We start from the raw sequence: 18,001 nt of genomic DNA on the forward strand, positions 1-18,001 counted from the left end.
GGGAGCTTTTCCGTTTATTCACAGAAGCACGTTATTCACAGAAGCACGCTCGGTGCGCGAATCAACGCATTCCCGTGACCAGGCGCCGGAGAAAAGCGAGATCGACTTCCTCGAGGGAACGCACGACCACCCTGCCGGACGCGGGGGCGATGGGGGCGACGGACGGTACGGCGACCACCCGGCAGCCCGCCGCCTCCGCGGCCGCGACACCGGTCGCGGTGTCCTCGATCACCGCGCAGCACTCGGGATCCGCGCCGAAGCCGGAGGCGGCGGTGAGATAGGGCTCCGGGTGCGGCTTCGTACGGGTGACCTCGTCGCCGGCGACGGTGAGGGCGAAGTGGTGACGGCCCACCGAGTCCAGCACCCGGTCGATGATCCGCCGGTGCGAGGCGGAGACCAGGGCTGTGGGGATCTCGTGCCTGGCCAGCTCGGCCAGCAGCTGTTCCGCGCCCGGCATCAGCGGCACACCTCGGCCGATGCGCTTCTCGAAGCGGTCGTTGAGCAGCACGGTGAGTTCGTCGAGGGTGACATCCGCGCCGGTGACGTCCATGAGGTAGCCCGCGCTGCGGGTCATCGGCCCACCGACCACCACGTCCCGCCATGCCTCGTCGAGCCGGTGACCGAGTTCGGCGAAGACCTCCACCTCCGCGTCCCACCAGAAGCCCTCGGTGTCGACGAGGGTGCCGTCCATGTCGAGGAGGACAGCCTGGAGCGCGGCACCTTCGGCCGTGCGGGTCAAGGACACGGGGACCGTGCTGGTCATCCGCCACACCTTCCGTAAGGGACGAGAAGGCCGGCCGCCATTTCCCGTGGGGAAGGGGCGACCGGCCTGCACTGGACCGACAAGTCTACGACGTGTCCTGCTACCGCGCGTCGAACGGCGTCTTACCGCGCGTTGAAGTACTTCGCCTCCGGGTGGTGGATGACGATCGCGTCGGTGGACTGCTCCGGATGCAGCTGGAATTCCTCCGAGAGATGCACCCCGATCCGCTCCGGCCGGAGCAGATCGGCGATCTTCGCCCGGTCCTCCAGATCGGGGCAGGCGCCATAGCCGAGGGAGAAACGCGCTCCCCGGTACTTCAGCGCGAACATGTCCTCGACATCGGTCGGGTCCTCGCCGCCGAATCCCAGCTCCGAGCGGACCCGGGCGTGCCAGTACTCGGCGAGGGCCTCGGCCAGCTGTACGGACAGACCGTGCAGCTCCAGGTAGTCGCGGTAGGAGTTGGCCTCGAAGAGCTTCGCGGTCTCGCTGCCGATCTTCGAGCCGACGGTGACGACCTGGAGACCGATCACGTCCTTCTCGCCGGACTCCTCGGGACGGAAGAAGTCCGCGAGGCAGAGTCGGCGGCCGCGGCGCTGGCGCGGGAAGGTGAATCGGGTCCGCTCGGAGCCGTCCTCGTGGAGCAGGATCAGGTCGTCGCCCTTGGACACGCACGGGAAGTAGCCGTAGACCACGGCGGCTTCCAGCAGGTTCTCGGTGTGGAGCTTGTCGAGCCAGCCGCGCAGGTGCGGGCGGCCCTCGGTCTCCACCAGTTCCTCGTACGTCGGTCCGTCGCCGGTGCGGGCCTGCTTCAGTCCCCACTGGCCCTTGAAGAGGGCGCCCTCGTCGAGCCAGGACGCGTACTCCTTGAGCTGGATGCCCTTGACGACACGGGTGCCCCAGAAGGGGGGCTCGGGGACCGGGTTGTCGACGGCGACGTCGGAGCGTACGCCCTCCTCCGGCTCGTCGACCTCCAGGACCGCAGTGTCGCGCTTGGGCACCCGGCGCTGCTTGAGCTCGGGCAGGACCGCACCCGGAACCCCGCGCTTGACCGCGAGCAGCGCGTCCATCAGGCGCAGCCCCTCGAACGCGTCACGGGCGTAGCGCACCTCGCCCTCGTAGATCTCGTGGAGGTCCTGCTCGACATAGGCCCGGGTGAGGGCCGCGCCGCCGAGGATGACGGGGAAGTCGGCGGCCAGCTTGCGCTGGTTCAGCTCCTCCAGGTTCTCCTTCATGATCACGGTGGACTTGACCAGGAGGCCGGACATGCCGATGACGTCGGCCCGGTGTTCCTCCGCGGCTTCCAGGATCGCGGAGACGGGCTGCTTGATGCCGAGGTTGACGACGTTGTAGCCGTTGTTGGACAGGATGATGTCGACGAGGTTCTTGCCGATGTCGTGGACGTCACCGCGGACCGTGGCCAGGACGATGGTGCCCTTGCCCTCGGCGTCGGACTTCTCCATGTGCGGTTCGAGATACGCCACCGCGGTCTTCATGACCTCGGCGGACTGGAGGACGAAGGGCAGCTGCATCTGGCCGGAACCGAAGAGCTCGCCGACGACCTTCATGCCCTCCAGGAGGGTGTCGTTGACGATGTCGAGGGCCGGGCGGGTCTGCAGCGCCTCGTCGAGGTCGCTCTCCAGGCCGTTCTTCTCACCGTCGATGATGCGGCGCTGGAGGCGCTCCTCGAGCGGCAGGGCCAGGAGCTCCTCGGCCTTGCCCGCCTTCATGGACTTGGTGCTGACGCCCTCGAAGAGCTCCATGAGCTTCTGGAGGGGGTCGTAGCCCTCGGCCCGGCGGTCGTAGATCAGGTCGAGGGCGACCTTGACCTGCTCCTCCTCCAGGCGGGCGATCGGCAGGATCTTGGAGGCGTGCACGATCGCGGAGTCGAGGCCGGCCTTGACGCACTCGTCGAGGAAGACGGAGTTCAGCACGACACGGGCGGCCGGGCTGAGGCCGAAGGAGATGTTGGACAGGCCCAGTGTGGTCTGCACATCGGGGTGGCGCTTCTTCAGTTCGCGGATCGCCTCGATCGTGGCGACACCGTCGCGGCGGGACTCCTCCTGACCGGTGCAGATGGTGAAGGTCAGGGTGTCGATGAGGATGTCCGACTCCTGGATGCCCCAGTTGCCGGTGAGGTCCGCGATCAGCCGCTCGGCGACGGCGACCTTGTGCTCGACGGTGCGGGCCTGGCCCTCCTCGTCGATGGTCAGCGCGATCAGCGCGGCGCCGTGCTCCACGGCCAGCGCGGTGACCTTGGCGAACCGCGACTCGGGGCCGTCGCCGTCCTCGTAGTTGACCGAGTTCAGGACGGCACGGCCGCCCAGCTTCTCCAGACCGGCCCGCAGCACGGGCAGCTCCGTCGAGTCCAGCACGACCGGGAGGGTGGACGCGGTGGCGAAACGGCCGGCCAGCTCCTCCATGTCCGTCACACCGTCGCGGCCCACGTAGTCGACGCAGAGGTCGAGCATGTGCGCACCCTCGCGGATCTGGTCACGGGCCATCTCCACGCAGTCGTCCCAGCGGGCTTCGAGCATGGCCTCGCGGAACTTCTTCGATCCGTTGGCGTTCGTGCGCTCGCCGATCGCGAGGTACGAGGTGTCCTGGCGGAACGGGACGCTCTGGTAGAGGGAGGCGGCACCCGGCTCGGGGTGCGGGGTGCGGGGGGTGACGGCCGCGCCGCGGACCCGCTCGACGACCTGGCGCAGATGCTCCGGGGTCGTACCGCAGCAGCCGCCGACCAGCGAGAGGCCGTACTCCTGGACGAAGGTCTGCTGCGCATCGGCGAGCTCGGCCGGGGACAGCGGGTAGTGCGCGCCGTCCTTGCCGAGCACGGGGAGGCCGGCGTTGGGCATGCAGGAGAGCGGGATGCGGGAGTGCCGGGCGAGGTAGCGCAGGTGCTCGCTCATCTCGGCGGGGCCGGTGGCGCAGTTCAGCCCGATCAGGTCGATGCCGAGGGGCTCCAGGGCGGTGAGCGCCGCACCGATCTCGGAGCCGAGCAGCATGGTGCCGGTCGTCTCGACGGTGACGGAGCAGATCACCGGGAGGTTGGCCCCGGTGGCCTCCAGGGCGCGGCGCGCGCCGATGACGGAGGCCTTGGTCTGGAGCAGGTCCTGGGTGGTCTCGACCAGGAGGGCGTCGGCGCCGCCGGCGATCATGCCCTCGGCGTTCTGCTGGTAGGCGTCGCGGAGCCTGGTGTACGGGGCGTGGCCCAGCGTCGGCAGCTTCGTGCCCGGACCCATCGAGCCGAGCACCCAGCGCTGCTGCCCGGTGGAGGCGGTGAACTCGTCGGCGACCTCGCGGGCGATGCGCGCCCCGGACTCGGAGAGCTCGAAGACCCGCTCGGGGATGTCGTACTCGCCCAGGGCCGCCAGATTGGCGCCGAAGGTGTTCGTCTCGACGCAGTCCACACCGACGGCGAAGTACGCCTCGTGGACCGAGCGCACGATGTCGGGGCGGGTGACGTTCAGGATCTCGTTGCAGCCTTCGAGGTTCTGGAAGTCCTCAAGACTCGGGTCCTGTGCCTGGAGCATGGTGCCCATGGCACCGTCGGCCACCACCACACGGGTGGCGAGCGCCTCACGGAGGGCTTCGGCTCGGTTCCGGCTGTCGGCGGAAGGGGTCGGCGACGGGGCCATGGATGTACTCCCTGGGATGCGACGGCTGTCGGCTTTGCGTCTTCGGTGGAAGGCGCACCAGGCCAGCCTAGCCGGGCGGCGCCCGGGGCCGTCACTCCGTCCCACGGAGCGGACTGCATGCTGTGCGGGGGGATGTCCGGTTCGCAGCGGTGTCGCGGTTTTGCCGCACGATCGAGCGAGGGTCGGCATCGACCGATAGTGTTCAGCATTGTCGAACCAAGGTGGAGGAGTACGGCGCGATGGCCAAGAACATCCAGTCGCTGGAGCGGGCGGCGGCGATGCTGCGTCTGCTGGCAGGCGGCGAGCGTCGGCTGGGGCTGTCCGACATCGCCTCTTCACTGGGGCTGGCCAAGGGCACCGCACACGGCATCCTGCGTACGCTCCAGCACGAGGGCTTCGTCGAGCAGGACGCCGCGTCCGGCCGCTATCAGCTGGGCGCCGAGCTGCTCCGCCTGGGCAACAGCTATCTGGACGTCCACGAGCTGCGGGCCCGCGCCCTGGTCTGGACGGACGACCTGGCCCGCTCCAGCGGCGAGAGCACCCATCTCGGCGTGCTGCACCAGCAGGGCGTCCTCATCGTCCACCACGTCTTCCGCCCCGACGACAGCCGACAGGTCCTGGAGGTCGGGGCCATGCAGCCACTGCACTCCACGGCCCTGGGCAAGGTGCTCTCGGCGTACGACCCGGTGGCGCACACCGAGGCCCTGGAGGCCGAGCGGCAGTCCTTCACGCCGCACACCGTCACCGACGCGGAAGAGTTCGAGGCGATGCTCGACCTGATCCGGGCGCGCGGCTGGGCGGCCGACGTGGAGGAGACCTGGGAAGGCGTGGCCGCGGTGGCCGCCCCGATCCACGACCGGCGGCGGATGCCGGTCGGCGCGGTGGCCGTGACCGGCGCGGTGGAGCGGGTCTGCGCGGACGGGGAGCTGCGCCCGGAGCTGATCGCCGCGGTGCGCGACTGCGCGCGGGCGGTCTCCAGGGACCTGGGCGCCGGACGGTTCTGACCGCCGCGGCCGAACGGCGCCGGTAACGATCGAGTTATAGGCCACACAACCCTTGACGCCTGATTCACCGGGGGGAAGCATTGCCGTTCATCGGTCGGCATTGTCGAACACCACACGGAAACAAGCGTTAGGGTGTGACAGCGCCAAGGGCCGGAAAACGCCCTCACACGAGGGCGCGGACCACCGGAGGGACCCGGGGTTCGGCTTCCCTGGACGAAGGACAAAGGAGTCGCGGGTGTCCAGCTCCGACATCTTCATCGGCGAGACCATAGGTACCGCCGTGCTCATCCTGCTCGGCGGCGGTGTCTGTGCCGCCGTCACTCTCAAGCGCTCCAAGGCGCAGAACGCAGGCTGGCTGGCCATCACCTTCGGGTGGGGTTTCGCCGTGCTGACCGCGGCGTATCTGGCCGGCGGCGTTTCCGGTGCGCATCTCAATCCGGCGGTCACGATCGGACTCGCGATCGAGGGCGGCACCGAGTGGGGCGACGTACCGCTGTACCTCGGCTCCCAGTTGTTCGGCGCGATGATCGGCGCGGTGCTGGTCTGGCTGACGTACTACGGACAGTTCCGGGCACATCTCACCGACCCGGAGATCCTGTCCGCCCATACGGGTGAAGAGGGCATGGTCGACAAGGCCTCCGCCCCGAAGGCCGGCCCGGTCCTGGGCATCTTCTCCACCGGCCCCGAGATCCGCCACGCCGTGCAGAACCTGGTCACCGAGATCATCGCCACCGTCGTACTCGTCCTGGCGATCCTCACCCAGGGCCTCAACAACGACGGCAATGGCCTGGGCACGCTCGGCGCGCTGGTCACCGCCCTGGTGGTCGTCGGGATCGGTCTCTCGCTCGGCGGCCCGACGGGCTACGCGATCAACCCGGTCCGCGACCTCGGCCCGCGTATCGTGCACGCGCTGCTGCCGTTGCCGAACAAGGGCGGTTCCGACTGGGGCTACGCGTGGATCCCGGTCGCCGGACCGCTCATCGGCGGCGCGATCGCCGGCGGGCTCTACAACATCGCCTTCGCCTGAGCCGCGGCGCCCAGAGCCGTAACCCTCACGACCACACAGACCTCCGGGAGCACACCGTGACCGACGCACACACCACCGGCCCGTTCATCGCGGCCATCGACCAGGGCACCACCTCCAGCCGCTGCATCGTCTTCGACAAGGACGGCCGGATCGTCTCCGTCGACCAGAAGGAGCACGAACAGATCTTCCCGAAGCCGGGCTGGGTCGAGCACAACGCGACCGAGATCTGGGAGAACGTCCAGGAGGTCGTGGCCGGCGCCGTCGTCAAGGCGGGCATCACGGCCGCCGACGTGAAGGCGATCGGCATCACCAACCAGCGCGAGACCACGCTGCTCTGGGACAAGAACACAGGTGAGCCCGTCCACAACGCGCTCGTCTGGCAGGACACCCGGACGGACGCGCTCTGCAAGGAGCTCGGCCGCAACGTCGGGCAGGACCGCTTCCGCCGCGAGACCGGTCTGCCGCTCGCCTCGTACTTCGCCGGCCCCAAGGTGCGCTGGCTGCTCGACAACGTCGAGGGGCTGCGCGAGCGCGCCGAGCGCGGCGACATCCTCTTCGGCACCATGGACTCCTGGGTCATCTGGAACCTGACCGGCGGCACCGATGGCGGCGTCCACGTCACCGACGTCACCAATGCCTCGCGCACGCTCCTGATGAACCTGCACGAGATGCAGTGGGACGAGCGGATCCTCCAGTCGATGGAGATCCCGGCCGCGGTGCTTCCCGAAATCCGTTCCTCCGCCGAGGTGTACGGAAACACCAAGGGCGGTGTGCTCGACGGGGTCCCCGTGGCGTCCGCGCTCGGTGACCAGCAGGCGGCCCTCTTCGGCCAGACCTGCTTCTCCCAGGGCGAGGCCAAGTCCACATACGGCACCGGCACCTTCATGCTGATGAACACCGGTGAGACGCCCGTCAACTCGTACAACGGACTGCTGACGACCGTCGGGTACCGGATCGGCGACCAGAAGCCGGTCTACGCCCTGGAGGGCTCCATCGCCGTCACCGGTTCGCTGGTGCAGTGGATGCGCGACCAGATGGGCCTGATCAAGTCTGCGGCCGAGATCGAGACGCTGGCCCTGTCGGTCGAGGACAACGGCGGCGCGTACTTCGTGCCGGCGTTCTCGGGCCTGTTCGCCCCGTACTGGCGCTCCGACGCCCGAGGCGTCATCGCCGGTCTGACCCGGTACGTCACCAAGGCGCACATCGCCCGTGCCGTCCTGGAGGCCACCGCCTGGCAGACCCGCGAGATCACCGACGCCATGACCAAGGACTCGGGGGTCGAGCTGACCGCCCTCAAGGTCGACGGCGGCATGACCTCCAACAACCTGCTGATGCAGACGCTCGCCGACTTCCTGGACGCACCCGTGGTGCGGCCGATGGTCGCCGAGACGACCTGCCTCGGCGCCGCCTACGCCGCCGGTCTCGCCGTCGGCTTCTGGCCGGACACCGACGCGCTGCGCGCCAACTGGCGCCGGGCCGCCGAGTGGACCCCCCGCATGGACGCGGAGACCCGCGACCGCGAGTACAAGAGCTGGCTCAAGGCCGTGGAACGGACCATGGGCTGGATCGAAGACGAGGAGTAATCGACATGACCACCCTGCAGAGCGTCCCGGCCCTCGGGACCCACCCGGCCTCCGGCTCCCTCCCGAGCCGCGCCGAAACCCGGGAACAGCTGTCCAAGGCGGCGTACGACCTCCTGGTGATCGGCGGCGGCATTCTGGGCATCTCCACCGCCTGGCACGCCGCGCAGTCCGGGCTGCGGGTGGCCCTGGTGGACGCCGGCGACTTCGCCGGCGCCACCTCCTCCGCCTCCTCCAAGCTGCTCCACGGCGGTCTGCGCTACCTGCAGACCGGCGCGGTGAAGCTGGTCGCGGAGAACCACTTCGAGCGGCGCGCGGTGTCCCGTCAGGTCGCCCCGCACCTCGCCAATCCGCTCACCTTCTACCTGCCGGTCTACAAGGGCGGGCCGCACGGCGCGGCCAAACTCGGCGCGGGCGTGTTCGCCTACTCGGCGCTCTCCGCGTTCGGCGACGGGGTCGGGCATGTCATCAGCCCGGCGCGGGCCCGGCGCGACGTGCCCGAGCTGCGCACGGACAATCTGAAGGCCGTCGCGGTCTACGGCGACGACCAGATGAACGACGCCCGGATGGCACTGATGACCGTCCGCGCGGCCGTCGACGCGGGTGCGGTCGTCCTCAACCACGCCGCGGTGACCGGGCTGCGGTTCACCAAGGGCCGGGTGACCGGCGCCGACCTGAAGGACCGCACGGACGGCACGGAGTTCGGCGTCAACGCCCGGCTGGTGCTGAACGCCACCGGGCCGTGGGTCGACCACCTGCGCAGGATGGAGAACCCGGACGCGGCGCCCTCCATACGCCTGTCCAAGGGCGCGCACCTCGTGCTCAAGCGCACCCGCCCGTGGAAGGCCGCACTGGCCACCCCGATCGACAAGTACCGCATCACCTTCGCCCTGCCGTGGGAGGACATGCTGCTCCTCGGCACGACGGACGAGGAGTACGAGGGCGATCCCGCGGACGTCGCGGTCACCGAGAAGGACACCGCGCAGATCCTCGACGAGGCGGCGTTCTCCATCCGGGACCAGCAGCTCTCGCGCGATCTGATCACCTACTCCTTCGCAGGCCTGCGGGTGCTGCCCGGTGGTCCCGGCGACACCTCCAAGGCCAAGCGCGAGACGGTCGTGACGGAGGGCCGCGGCGGGATGCTGTCGGTCGCGGGCGGCAAGTGGACGACGTTCCGCCACATCGGCCGTACGGTGATGAACAAGCTGGCCGCGCTTCCCGGGCACCCGCTGGCCGAGGACATGGAGCCGATCGCGCACCTGCCGAAGAAGCTTCCGCTGCCCGGCATCGCCAACCCGAACGCGGTGGCGCACCGGCTGCTGGTCGACGGCGGCACGCCCGGCCCCCGGATGGCGGCCGACACCGCCCGGCACCTCGCCACCCACTACGGCTCGCTCTCCTTCGACATCGCCCGGATGGCGAACGAGAACCCGGCACTGGCCGAGCGCATCCACCCGGACGCGCCGGAGATCTGGGCGCAGGTCGCCTACGCCCGGGACCACGAGTGGGCCGAGACGGCGGACGACGTACTGCGCCGCCGGACCACGCTGACGATCCGGGGCCTGGCGACGGACGAGATCCGGGCCGGCGTCGAGTCGATGCTCGGCGACCGGGGCTAGGTGTTCTGTCCTGGGAGGTTGGGGACGCGGCTGGTCGGGGGCGTCCCCCGGGCGGACCACGCCGCTTTCGCAGCACGCCCTGACGGTTCCTGAGGTGCGCCCGAGGGGCGGCTCCCGCGCGGCGGGAGCCGCCCCTCGGCGCACTTCTCTCGTGCCGGTGAGCGTGGACCACTTCGGGCTGAGCCGGGACGAGCAGACCGAGACGCTCCGGCGGTACGCAGAGGAGATCGCTCCGGTGGTACGCCGCGTGGCGCCGTCCACGCTCTGCGACTGTCCCGGGTGCGGCTCCGGAGCCGCACCCGGGACGGCCTGCGGCGGACCTGGTTCATCAGGCCCTTCCGACCCGCATAATGAAGGGATACATCGGATGTCTGATTCCAAGTCCGGATCCAGGAGGACCGTCATGGCTGTCACAGACGAGGCGATCGAGAAGATCAAGGGAATGATCGTCTCGGGTGCGCTGCGCCCTGGCGACCGGCTCCCCAAGGAGAGCGAACTCGCGGCGGAGCTCGGGCTCTCCCGCAACTCGCTCCGCGAGGCGGTTCGGGCCCTTTCGCTGATCCGCATCCTCGATGTGCGCCAGGGCGACGGCACGTATGTGACCAGCCTCGATCCGCAGCTGCTGCTCGAGGCGCTGAGCTTCGTGGTGGACTTCCACCGCGACGACACGGTGCTGGAGTTCCTCGCGGTCCGCAGGATCCTGGAGCCCGCCGCGACGGCGATGGCGGCCACCCGGATCAGCGAAGCCCAACTGGACGTGCTCAGCTCGCAGTTGGACGCGCTGGGGGCGCAGCCCTCGGTGGAGGAGCTGGTCGCCTGTGATCTGGAGTTCCACCGCGGCATCGTGCAGTCGTCCGGGAACTCGGTGCTCTGCTCGCTGCTCGACGGGCTGTCGGGGCCGACGACCCGGGCGCGGGTCTGGCGCGGGCTGACTCAGGAGGACGCGGTCACCCGCACGCTCCAGGAGCACCGGGCGATCGTTTCGGCGCTGCGGGACCGGGACGCGGAGGCTGCGCGGGCCTGGGCGACGGTGCATGTGGCGAGCGTGGAGCAGTGGTTGCGGTCGACGCTGTAGCGCGGAGCGGGGCGGGTGGGTGATCCCCTGCCCGCCCCTGCCCGTAACCGGGGCTCGGACGCCGGCGGGACCGAAGTGCGTCAGTCCTGCTTCTCGCCGCTCGCGAAGCGGGAGATGACCAGAGCGACGATGATGATCGCGCCGTTGAGGAACTGGTTCCACAGCGCCGGGACGCCGCCGAGGGTCATCACATTGACCACCAGCTGGAGCGTCAGCACACCGGTCAGGGCGCCGAACAGGGTGCCGCGGCCGCCCTTGAGGCTGATGCCGCCGATGACCGCCGCGGCGAACACCTGGAAGATCCAGCCGTTGCCCTGGGTCGCCGCGACCGATCCGTAGTGGCCGGTGTAGAGGATGCCCGCGAAGGCCGCCAGCAGGCCGCCGACGGCCAGCACGATCCAGGTGACCCGGTCCACCCGGATGCCCGCGGCGCGCGCCGCCTCCGGGTTGCCGCCGATGGCGTACAGCGAACGTCCGTGGCGCAGCCAGGCCAGCGCGGCGCCGCCGACGGCGAACAGGGCCAGGCAGATCCAGACGGCGGCCGGTGCGCCGAGCCACTCGCTCTTGCCGAGGTAGCGGAAGGACTCCGGGACGTCGGTGATGGACTTGCCCTCGGTGATCCCGATGTGGAGGCCGCGCAGCATGGTGAGCATGCCGAGTGTGGCGATGAAGCCGTTGACCCTCAGTTTCAGCATCAGGAAGCCGTTGACCGCGCCGATGGCGAGGCCCACCAGCAGGCAGAGCGGGATCGCCGACCAGGTGGGCAGCAGGCCGAGGCCCGCGAAGCGGCCATCCTCGGCGGGCAGCACCAGCCACATCGCGACGACCGGCGCGATGCCGATCGTCGACTCCAGGGACAGGTCCATCCGCCCGCAGATCAGGATCAGCGCCTGGCCCAGCACCAGCAGGCTCAGCTCGGAGGACTGCTGGACGACACTGATCAGGTTCTCGGAGGTCAGGAACACCGGCGAGACGATGAACCCGATCACCATCAGCACCAGGATCACCGGTACCAGCGAGAAGTCGCTCCATCTGATCAGCTTCAGCCGGTCCAGCGGCCGCTCCCCGGTCGAGCCCTTCGGTCCGCTGTCGATGCCGTCGGCCGCCAGGGGCCGTACCGTGCCGGTCATTCCCTCTCCCCCACACCTTCCATGGCGGCGACGAGCTCCCCGTCGTTCCACCCGCTTGCGAATGTCGCGACCACGCGTCCGTGGAACAGGGCGAGCACCCGGTCGCAGACCCGCAGATCGTCCAGCTCGTCCGAGATGATCACTGCGGCGTTCCCCCTGTCGGCGACCTGTCGCACGACTCCGAGCAGCGAGTCCTTGGACTTGATGTCCACACCCGCGGTGGGCCGGACCGCCACCAGCACGCTCGGCTCGCGGGCCAGCGCACGGGCGACCACCACCTTCTGCTGGTTGCCGCCGGAGAGTCCGGAGACCGGCTGCTCGGGCCCTTGTGTCCTGATGTCCAGCGAGGCGATCACCGAGCGCGCGAACTCCCTGGTGCGGGAGGGCAGCACGGTCCCCCACGGGCCGAGCTGGTCGGTGACCGTGAGGGTGGCGTTCTCGGCGACGCTGCGTTCCAGGACGAGGCCCTGGTCGTGCCGGTCCTCGGGGATGTAGCCGATCCCGGCGTCCAGCGCGTGCGGCACGCTGCCGGAGCGCACGGCCCTGCCGTGCACGCGGACCGTGCCGCCGCCCGCCTTCCGCATGCCGGCCAGGGTCTCGCCCAGGGCGGTGTTGCCGCTGGCGGCGGATCCGGCGAGGCCGAGCACCTCGCCGGGGCGGACCTCCAGGTCCACCGGTTCGAACTGGCCCTGGACGGTGAGTCCTTCGGTACGCAGCACGGGTTCGGACGACTCGTCCGGCGCTGCGGCACCGTCGCGCCCCGCATGCCAGGCGGTGGCGCCGGCGGGCCGCTCGCCGGTCATCGCCGCCACCAGCTCCGCCTTGGCGATGTCGGCGACCGGGACGGTCAGCACATGGCGGGCGTCGCGGTAGACGGTCACCGCCGTGCACAGTTCGTACACCTCCTGCAGATGGTGGGAGATGAAGAGGAACGCCACTCCCTGGGACTTCAGTTCGCGCAGCTTGTCGAAGAGCCGTCCGATGCCCCGGGCGTCGAGCTGGGCGGTCGGCTCGTCCAGGACGATCAGCCGAGCGCCGAAGGACAGCGCCCTGGCGATCTCGACGAACTGCCGCTGTTCGACGGCGAGATCGCGCGCCCGGGTGCTGGGGTCGACCTGGACGCCGTAGTCGGCCAGCAGCCGCTCGGCGCGTCTGCGGAGCCTGCCCCAGCTGATCCAGCGGGAGTTGTCGTCGAAGCGGTTGAGGAAGAGGTTCTCCGCGACGGTCAGGTCCGGGACGACCATGGACTTCTGGTAGACGCAGGCGATCCTGGACTGCCAGGCCGTGGTGTCGCCGAAGGCGGGAGCGGGCTCCCCGCCGAAGGCGACCGTGCCCGCGTCCGCCTCGTGGAGTCCGGTCAGGACACCGACCAGCGTCGACTTGCCCGCGCCGTTGCGCCCGACCAGGGCGTGGGACTCGCCCGGCTGCACGGTGAGCCGGACCCCGTCCAGCGCCACGGTGGGCCCGAAGCGTTTGACAACGCCTTCTGCCTGTACGGCAGGTGGTTCCTGGTCCATGGCTAGCTCTTCTTCGCCGGCTGGTTGGCCCACAGCTTCGGGTCGTCGACGTTGTCCTTGGTCACCAGCGGCGCGGGGAGCTGGTCCTCGAAGCCGTTCGGGATCTTGATGATGGTGGAGTCGTGGTCGGTGGGGCCTTCTTTGAAGGTCTTGCCGTCCAGGGCCGCCTTGGCGTAGTACAGCGCGTACTTCGCGTACAGGTCGGCGGGCTGGGAGATCGTCGCGTCGATCTTCCCGGCCCTGATGGCGTCGAACTCCTCGGGGATGCCGTCGTTGGAGATGATCGTGATGTGCCCCGGCGTACCGGCCGGCTTCAGCAGCTTCTCCTGCTCCAGGAGGGCGAGGGTGGGCTGCAGGAAGACACCGCCGGCCTGCATGTAGATGCCGTTGATGTCGGGGTTGGCGGCCAGGGTGGCCTGGAGCTTGGCGGAGGCCACGTCGCCCTTCCAGTCGGTGGCCAGCTCGAAGACCTCGATGCCGGGGAAGTCCTTGTCCATACAGGCCTTGAACGCCTCGGACCGGTCGCGGCCGTTGATCGAGGCGAGGTCGCCCTGGAACTCGACGACCTTGCCCCTGCCCCCCAGCTGCTCGCCGAGGTACTTGCAGGCGTTGGTGCCGTAGGCCTCGTTGTCGGCGCGCACCACCATGTAGATGTCGCCCTTGTCGGGGCGGGTGTCGACACTGACGACCGGGATCCTCTTCTCGTTCAGGGTGTTGAGCGACTCGGCGATCGCGCCGGTGTCCTGCGGTGCCATCACGACTGCCTTGGCGCCCTGGTCGCTGAAGGTCTGGACGTTGGCGACCAGCTTGCCGATGTCGTTCTGCGAGTTGGTCAGCGGCAGCGCCTCGACCTCGCCCTCCTTGACGCCCTTCTCCACGTAGTTCTGGTACGAGTTCCAGAAGTCGCTGTCGCTGCGTGGCAGGTCGATCCCGACCTTCCCGCCGCCCGCGCCGTCGTCGGCCGACTCGCGGTTGCAGCCCGCGAGGGCGGTGACTGCCAGCAGTACGGCGCAGGCCGCCGCACTCGTCGTACGCACGCTCATTGGTTCCCGTCCTTTGTGAGTACCGGCTCGGAGCTCTGTCGGCGAAGCGGAGGTGCATCGTGCGCGGGGTACGGGTCCATGACGCGGCTCGGGCCGCTCCCCCGGGTCAGCTCTCGGCGGGGCGCAGGCGCAGTCCCTGCATGCCGCCGTCGACGGCCAGGGCCGTGCCGGTGACCGACGCGGCGGCGGGGCTCGCGAGGTAGACGATCGCGGCGGCGACCTCGTCGGCCGACACGAGTCGTCCCAGCGGCTGGCGGGCGTTGAGCGCGGCCCGCTCGGCGTCCGGGTCGTCGGCCCGGCCGAGCAGCCGTCCGATCCACGGGGTGTCCGCGGTGCCGGGGTTGACGCAGTTGACCCGGATGCCCTCGCGGACGTGGTCGGCGGCCATCGCCAGGGTCAGCGAGAGGACCGCGCCCTTGCTCGCGCTGTACAGGGCGCGCTGCGGCAGCCCGGCGGTGGCCGCGATGGAGCAGGTCTGGGTGATCGACACGGCGCCGGGGCGGCCGGCCGCGGCGCGCCGCAGATGGGGCAGGGCGTGCCGGGCGGTGCGGACCATGCCGAGGACGTTGATGTCCAGGACCCGGGTCCACTCGTCGTCGGCGTTGTCCTCGACCGTGCCGATGGAGCCGATGCCTGCGTTGGAGACGACGGTGTGCAGTGAGCCGAGTTCGGCGGCGGCGCGGTCGACCGCCTCGCGCACGGCGTCGTCGTCGGTGACGTCCGCCTTGACGGCGAGCGCGCCGGCCGGGACGCCGGCGGTCTCCCGGTCCAGTACGGCCACCCGCGCGCCGCGCGCCAGCAGCAGGGTCGCGACGGCGGCCCCGATGCCGGAGGCACCGCCCGTGACAAGGGCGCCCATTCCCTCGAAGTCGCTCGTTGTGGTCATCGGTTGGCCTCCTCGGTGCGGCGGGCCTGCCATACGGCGCCCTCCGGATAGCGGTGTGCGGCGATCGACTCGGGGAGCATCCGGGCGGAGAAGCCCGGGGAGCTCGGTGCGGTGTAGCGGCCGGCCTCGATCACGGTGGGGTCGGCGAAGTGCTCGTGGAGATGGTCGACGTACTCGATCACGCGGTTGTCCCAACTTCCGGAGACCGCCACGTAGTCGAACATCGAGAGGTGCTGCACCAGCTCGCAGAGTCCTACCCCGCCCGCATGCGGGCAGACCGGTACGCCGTACTTCGCTGCGAGCAGCAGGATCGCCAGGTTCTCGTTGACGCCCGCGACGCGGGCCGCGTCGATCTGGACGAAGTCGACGGCGCCGGCCTGGAGCAGCTGCTTGAAGACGACCCGGTTGGCGACGTGTTCGCCGGTGGCGACCTTGACCGGCTGTCCGGCCCGGACGGCGGCGTGGCCGAGGATGTCGTCGGGGCTGGTCGGCTCCTCGATCCAGTGCGGGTCGTACGGCGCGAGCGCGTTCATCCACTCGACCGCGTCCGTGACGTCCCAGCGCTGGTTGGCGTCGACGGCGATCCGGACGCCGGGGCCGACCGCGTCGCGGGCCAGGGCCAGTCTGCGGACGTCGTCGTGGAGGCTGCCGCCGACCTTCAGCTTGATCTGGGTGAAGCCGTCGGCGACGGCCTCCTTGGCCAGCCTGACCAGCTTGTCGTCGCTGTAGCCCAGCCAGCCGGGCGAGGTGGTGTACGCCGGGTATCCCTCGGCGCGCAGCCGTTCGGCGCGCTCGGCCCGGCCCGGTTCGGCGGCCCGCAGTATCGCCAGGGCCTCGTCGGGGGTGAGGGCGTCGCTGAGGTAGCGGAAGTCGACGAGGGAGACGAGCTCCTCGGGCGTCATCCCGGCGAGGAACTCCCAGACGGGTCTGCCCGCAAGTTTGGCCGCCAGGTCCCAGGCGGCGTTGACGACCGCGCCGGCCGCCATGTGCATCACGCCCTTCTCCGGGCCGAGCCAGCGCAGTTGGGAGTCGTGGGTGAGCTCACGGTGCAGTGCGGCGAGATCGGCCGCGGTACGGGGCGCCGGGCGCCCCACCAGATAGGGGCGCAGCGCGTCGATGGCGGCGGCCATCACCTCGTTGCCGCGCCCGATGGTGAAGCAGAAGCCATGTCCCTCGATGCCGCCGCTGCCGCTGTCCGGGCCGCCCGTGCGGTCGGGGACATCGGTACGCAGTACGACGTAGGCAGCCGAGTAGTCGGGATCGGGGTTCATGGCGTCCGAGCCGTCCAGTTGTTCCGAGGTCGGAAAACGGATGTCGTGGACCTCGAAATCCGTGACGGTCTGACTCATGTGCGCCCCCAGGGAAATAACATCGGACCTCTGTTCCGATCATCCGATGTATAGCGCCATCAAAGCGCCAACGTCCAGGGTTTGATCAAATTTGCCGGGCACAGCTCGGATGTATTCACAATCCGATGCCCTGATTCGACCGCTGATACACCCTCGTGGGCCGGGTTCGCCCGGCTGTGCGCGGAGGCTGCGGCACAAGTGGCCGGAAGCCGTAAGGTTGATGGGTACACAAGGGAACTTCGGAAGGAGGCCTGGGTGATCGAGCTCGAGGGGGTTCCCGAGCTGATCGACCCGGTCATGGTGGCCGCGTTCGAGGGATGGAACGACGCAGGGGACGCCGCCTCCACGGCGGTCGCCCACCTGGACCGGGAGTGGAAGGGCGAGGTGTTCGCGGCGCTGGACGCCGAGGACTACTACGACTTCCAGGTCAACCGGCCGACGCTCTGGCTGGACGGCGGGGTGCGCAGGATCACCTGGCCGACCACCCGGCTCTCCGTGGTCCGTGTCGGCGGGGACAAGCCCCGCGATCTCGTCCTGGTCCGCGGTATCGAGCCATCCATGCGCTGGCGCTCGTTCTGCAACGAGATCCTGGGCTTCGCCCATGAACTGGGTGTGGAGATGATGGTGATCCTGGGCGCCCTGCTCGGCGACACCCCGCACACCCGCCCGGTGCCGGTCAGCGGAGTCACCTCCGATCCTGACCTGGCGCGGACCATGGATCTGGAGGAGACCAGGTACGAGGGACCGACGGGCATCGTCGGCATCCTCCAGGAGGCCTGCACGCACGCGGGTGTGCCCGCGGTGAGCCTGTGGGCGGCGGTGCCGCACTACGTGTCGCAGCCGCCCAACCCGAAGGCCACACTCGCACTGCTGAACCGCCTGGAGGACCTCATCGGTCTGCGCATCCCACTGGGCGAACTGCCCGAGGACGCGCGCGCCTGGCAGCTCGGCGTCGACCAACTGGCCGCCGAGGACAGCGAGGTGGCCGAGTACGTGCAGACGCTCGAGGAGGCCCGGGACACCGCCGAGCTTCCCGAGGCGAGCGGCGAGGCCATCGCTCGGGAGTTCGAGCGCTATCTGCGCCGCAGGGACGTCGGTCCGGGCCAGACGCCGGGCGGACACGCGACGGAGAGCGGCGACACCTCGTATCTCCGCGACACCTCCAGCGGGCACACCCGTCCACCGAAGCCGCTGCGCCCCGAGACCGGGGGCGGCCCCGGAACCGGCACGCCGCCCGCGGGCGGACCCGGCCCGAGGCCTCCGGGTGGCCGGGCAGGCGACGGCAGCGGTGACGGCGACGGCCCGCAGGATTCGTCGGAGGGCTCCCCGGAGGGCTGACGCTCCCGGAAGCCCAGCAAGGCTGCAACTGCCGC

Annotated in this window: 13 protein-coding genes; 6 read left to right on the forward strand and 7 right to left on the reverse strand. The window is 70.0% G+C overall.

Going from position 1 to position 18,001, the window contains the following annotated elements; translation table 11 throughout:
* Positions 1 to 61 precede the first annotated feature (61 nt).
* Entirely contained in the window at positions 62 to 763 is a 702-nt protein-coding gene (locus tag ACWCQ6_RS11455; protein WP_451087860.1) for an HAD family hydrolase, read from the reverse strand.
* Between the two features lie 122 nt (positions 764 to 885).
* Entirely contained in the window at positions 886 to 4,398 is a 3,513-nt protein-coding gene (gene metH / locus ACWCQ6_RS11460; protein WP_451087862.1) for a methionine synthase, read from the reverse strand.
* A 239-nt stretch (positions 4,399 to 4,637) separates the two neighbouring features.
* Here metH and ACWCQ6_RS11465 point away from each other — a divergent pair, with 239 nt between their 5' ends.
* The 5 genes from ACWCQ6_RS11465 to ACWCQ6_RS11485 all read left to right on the forward strand — a co-directional run bounded on the left by ACWCQ6_RS11465 (position 4,638) and on the right by ACWCQ6_RS11485 (position 10,703).
* Complete coding sequence (locus ACWCQ6_RS11465) at positions 4,638 to 5,402, forward strand: IclR family transcriptional regulator (protein WP_451087864.1); 765 nt, start codon at positions 4,638 to 4,640, stop codon at positions 5,400 to 5,402.
* 235 nt (positions 5,403 to 5,637) lie between these two features.
* Positions 5,638 to 6,429 (forward strand): MIP/aquaporin family protein, encoded by a 792-nt coding sequence (locus tag ACWCQ6_RS11470; protein WP_451087866.1) that lies wholly within the window; start codon positions 5,638 to 5,640, stop codon positions 6,427 to 6,429.
* Between the two features lie 56 nt (positions 6,430 to 6,485).
* Positions 6,486 to 8,012, forward strand: a complete 1,527-nt coding sequence (gene glpK / locus ACWCQ6_RS11475) for a glycerol kinase GlpK (protein WP_451087868.1) — start codon at positions 6,486 to 6,488, stop codon at positions 8,010 to 8,012.
* Between the two features lie 5 nt (positions 8,013 to 8,017).
* The gene (locus ACWCQ6_RS11480) at positions 8,018 to 9,628 is read left to right on the forward strand and encodes an FAD-dependent oxidoreductase (RefSeq protein ID WP_451087870.1); all 1,611 of its coding nucleotides are present in this window, start codon (positions 8,018 to 8,020) and stop codon (positions 9,626 to 9,628) included.
* A gap of 403 nt (positions 9,629 to 10,031) precedes the next feature.
* Positions 10,032 to 10,703 (forward strand): FadR/GntR family transcriptional regulator, encoded by a 672-nt coding sequence (locus tag ACWCQ6_RS11485; protein WP_451087872.1) that lies wholly within the window; start codon positions 10,032 to 10,034, stop codon positions 10,701 to 10,703.
* Positions 10,704 to 10,783: 80 nt separating this feature from the next.
* Here ACWCQ6_RS11485 and ACWCQ6_RS11490 read toward each other — a convergent pair whose 3' ends face one another.
* The 5 genes from ACWCQ6_RS11490 to ACWCQ6_RS11510 form a co-directional block, all read right to left on the reverse strand.
* On the reverse strand, positions 10,784 to 11,833 hold the full coding sequence (locus tag ACWCQ6_RS11490; RefSeq protein ID WP_451087874.1) for an ABC transporter permease: 1,050 nt from the start codon (positions 11,831 to 11,833) through the stop codon (positions 10,784 to 10,786).
* Positions 11,830 to 13,350 carry a sugar ABC transporter ATP-binding protein gene (locus ACWCQ6_RS11495; RefSeq protein ID WP_451087876.1) on the reverse strand — a complete coding sequence of 507 codons (1,521 nt, stop codon included), beginning with the start codon at positions 13,348 to 13,350 and terminating at the stop codon, positions 11,830 to 11,832. Before ACWCQ6_RS11495 ends, ACWCQ6_RS11490 begins: the two co-directional genes overlap by 4 nt.
* A 2-nt stretch (positions 13,351 to 13,352) precedes the next feature.
* On the reverse strand, positions 13,353 to 14,393 hold the full coding sequence (locus tag ACWCQ6_RS11500) for a sugar ABC transporter substrate-binding protein (RefSeq protein WP_451087878.1): 1,041 nt from the start codon (positions 14,391 to 14,393) through the stop codon (positions 13,353 to 13,355).
* Between the two features lie 106 nt (positions 14,394 to 14,499).
* Complete coding sequence (locus tag ACWCQ6_RS11505) at positions 14,500 to 15,279, reverse strand: SDR family NAD(P)-dependent oxidoreductase (protein ID WP_451087880.1); 780 nt, start codon at positions 15,277 to 15,279, stop codon at positions 14,500 to 14,502.
* Positions 15,276 to 16,628, reverse strand: a complete 1,353-nt coding sequence (locus ACWCQ6_RS11510; RefSeq protein WP_451087882.1) for an L-fuconate dehydratase — start codon at positions 16,626 to 16,628, stop codon at positions 15,276 to 15,278. Before ACWCQ6_RS11510 ends, ACWCQ6_RS11505 begins: the two co-directional genes overlap by 4 nt.
* Before the next feature lie 255 nt (positions 16,629 to 16,883).
* Here ACWCQ6_RS11510 and ACWCQ6_RS11515 point away from each other — a divergent pair, with 255 nt between their 5' ends.
* Positions 16,884 to 17,966, forward strand: coding sequence for a PAC2 family protein (locus tag ACWCQ6_RS11515; RefSeq protein ID WP_451087884.1), 1,083 nt, complete (start codon positions 16,884 to 16,886; stop codon positions 17,964 to 17,966).
* Positions 17,967 to 18,001 lie beyond the last annotated feature (35 nt).

The organism is Streptomyces sp. NPDC001880 (assembly GCF_053594575.1).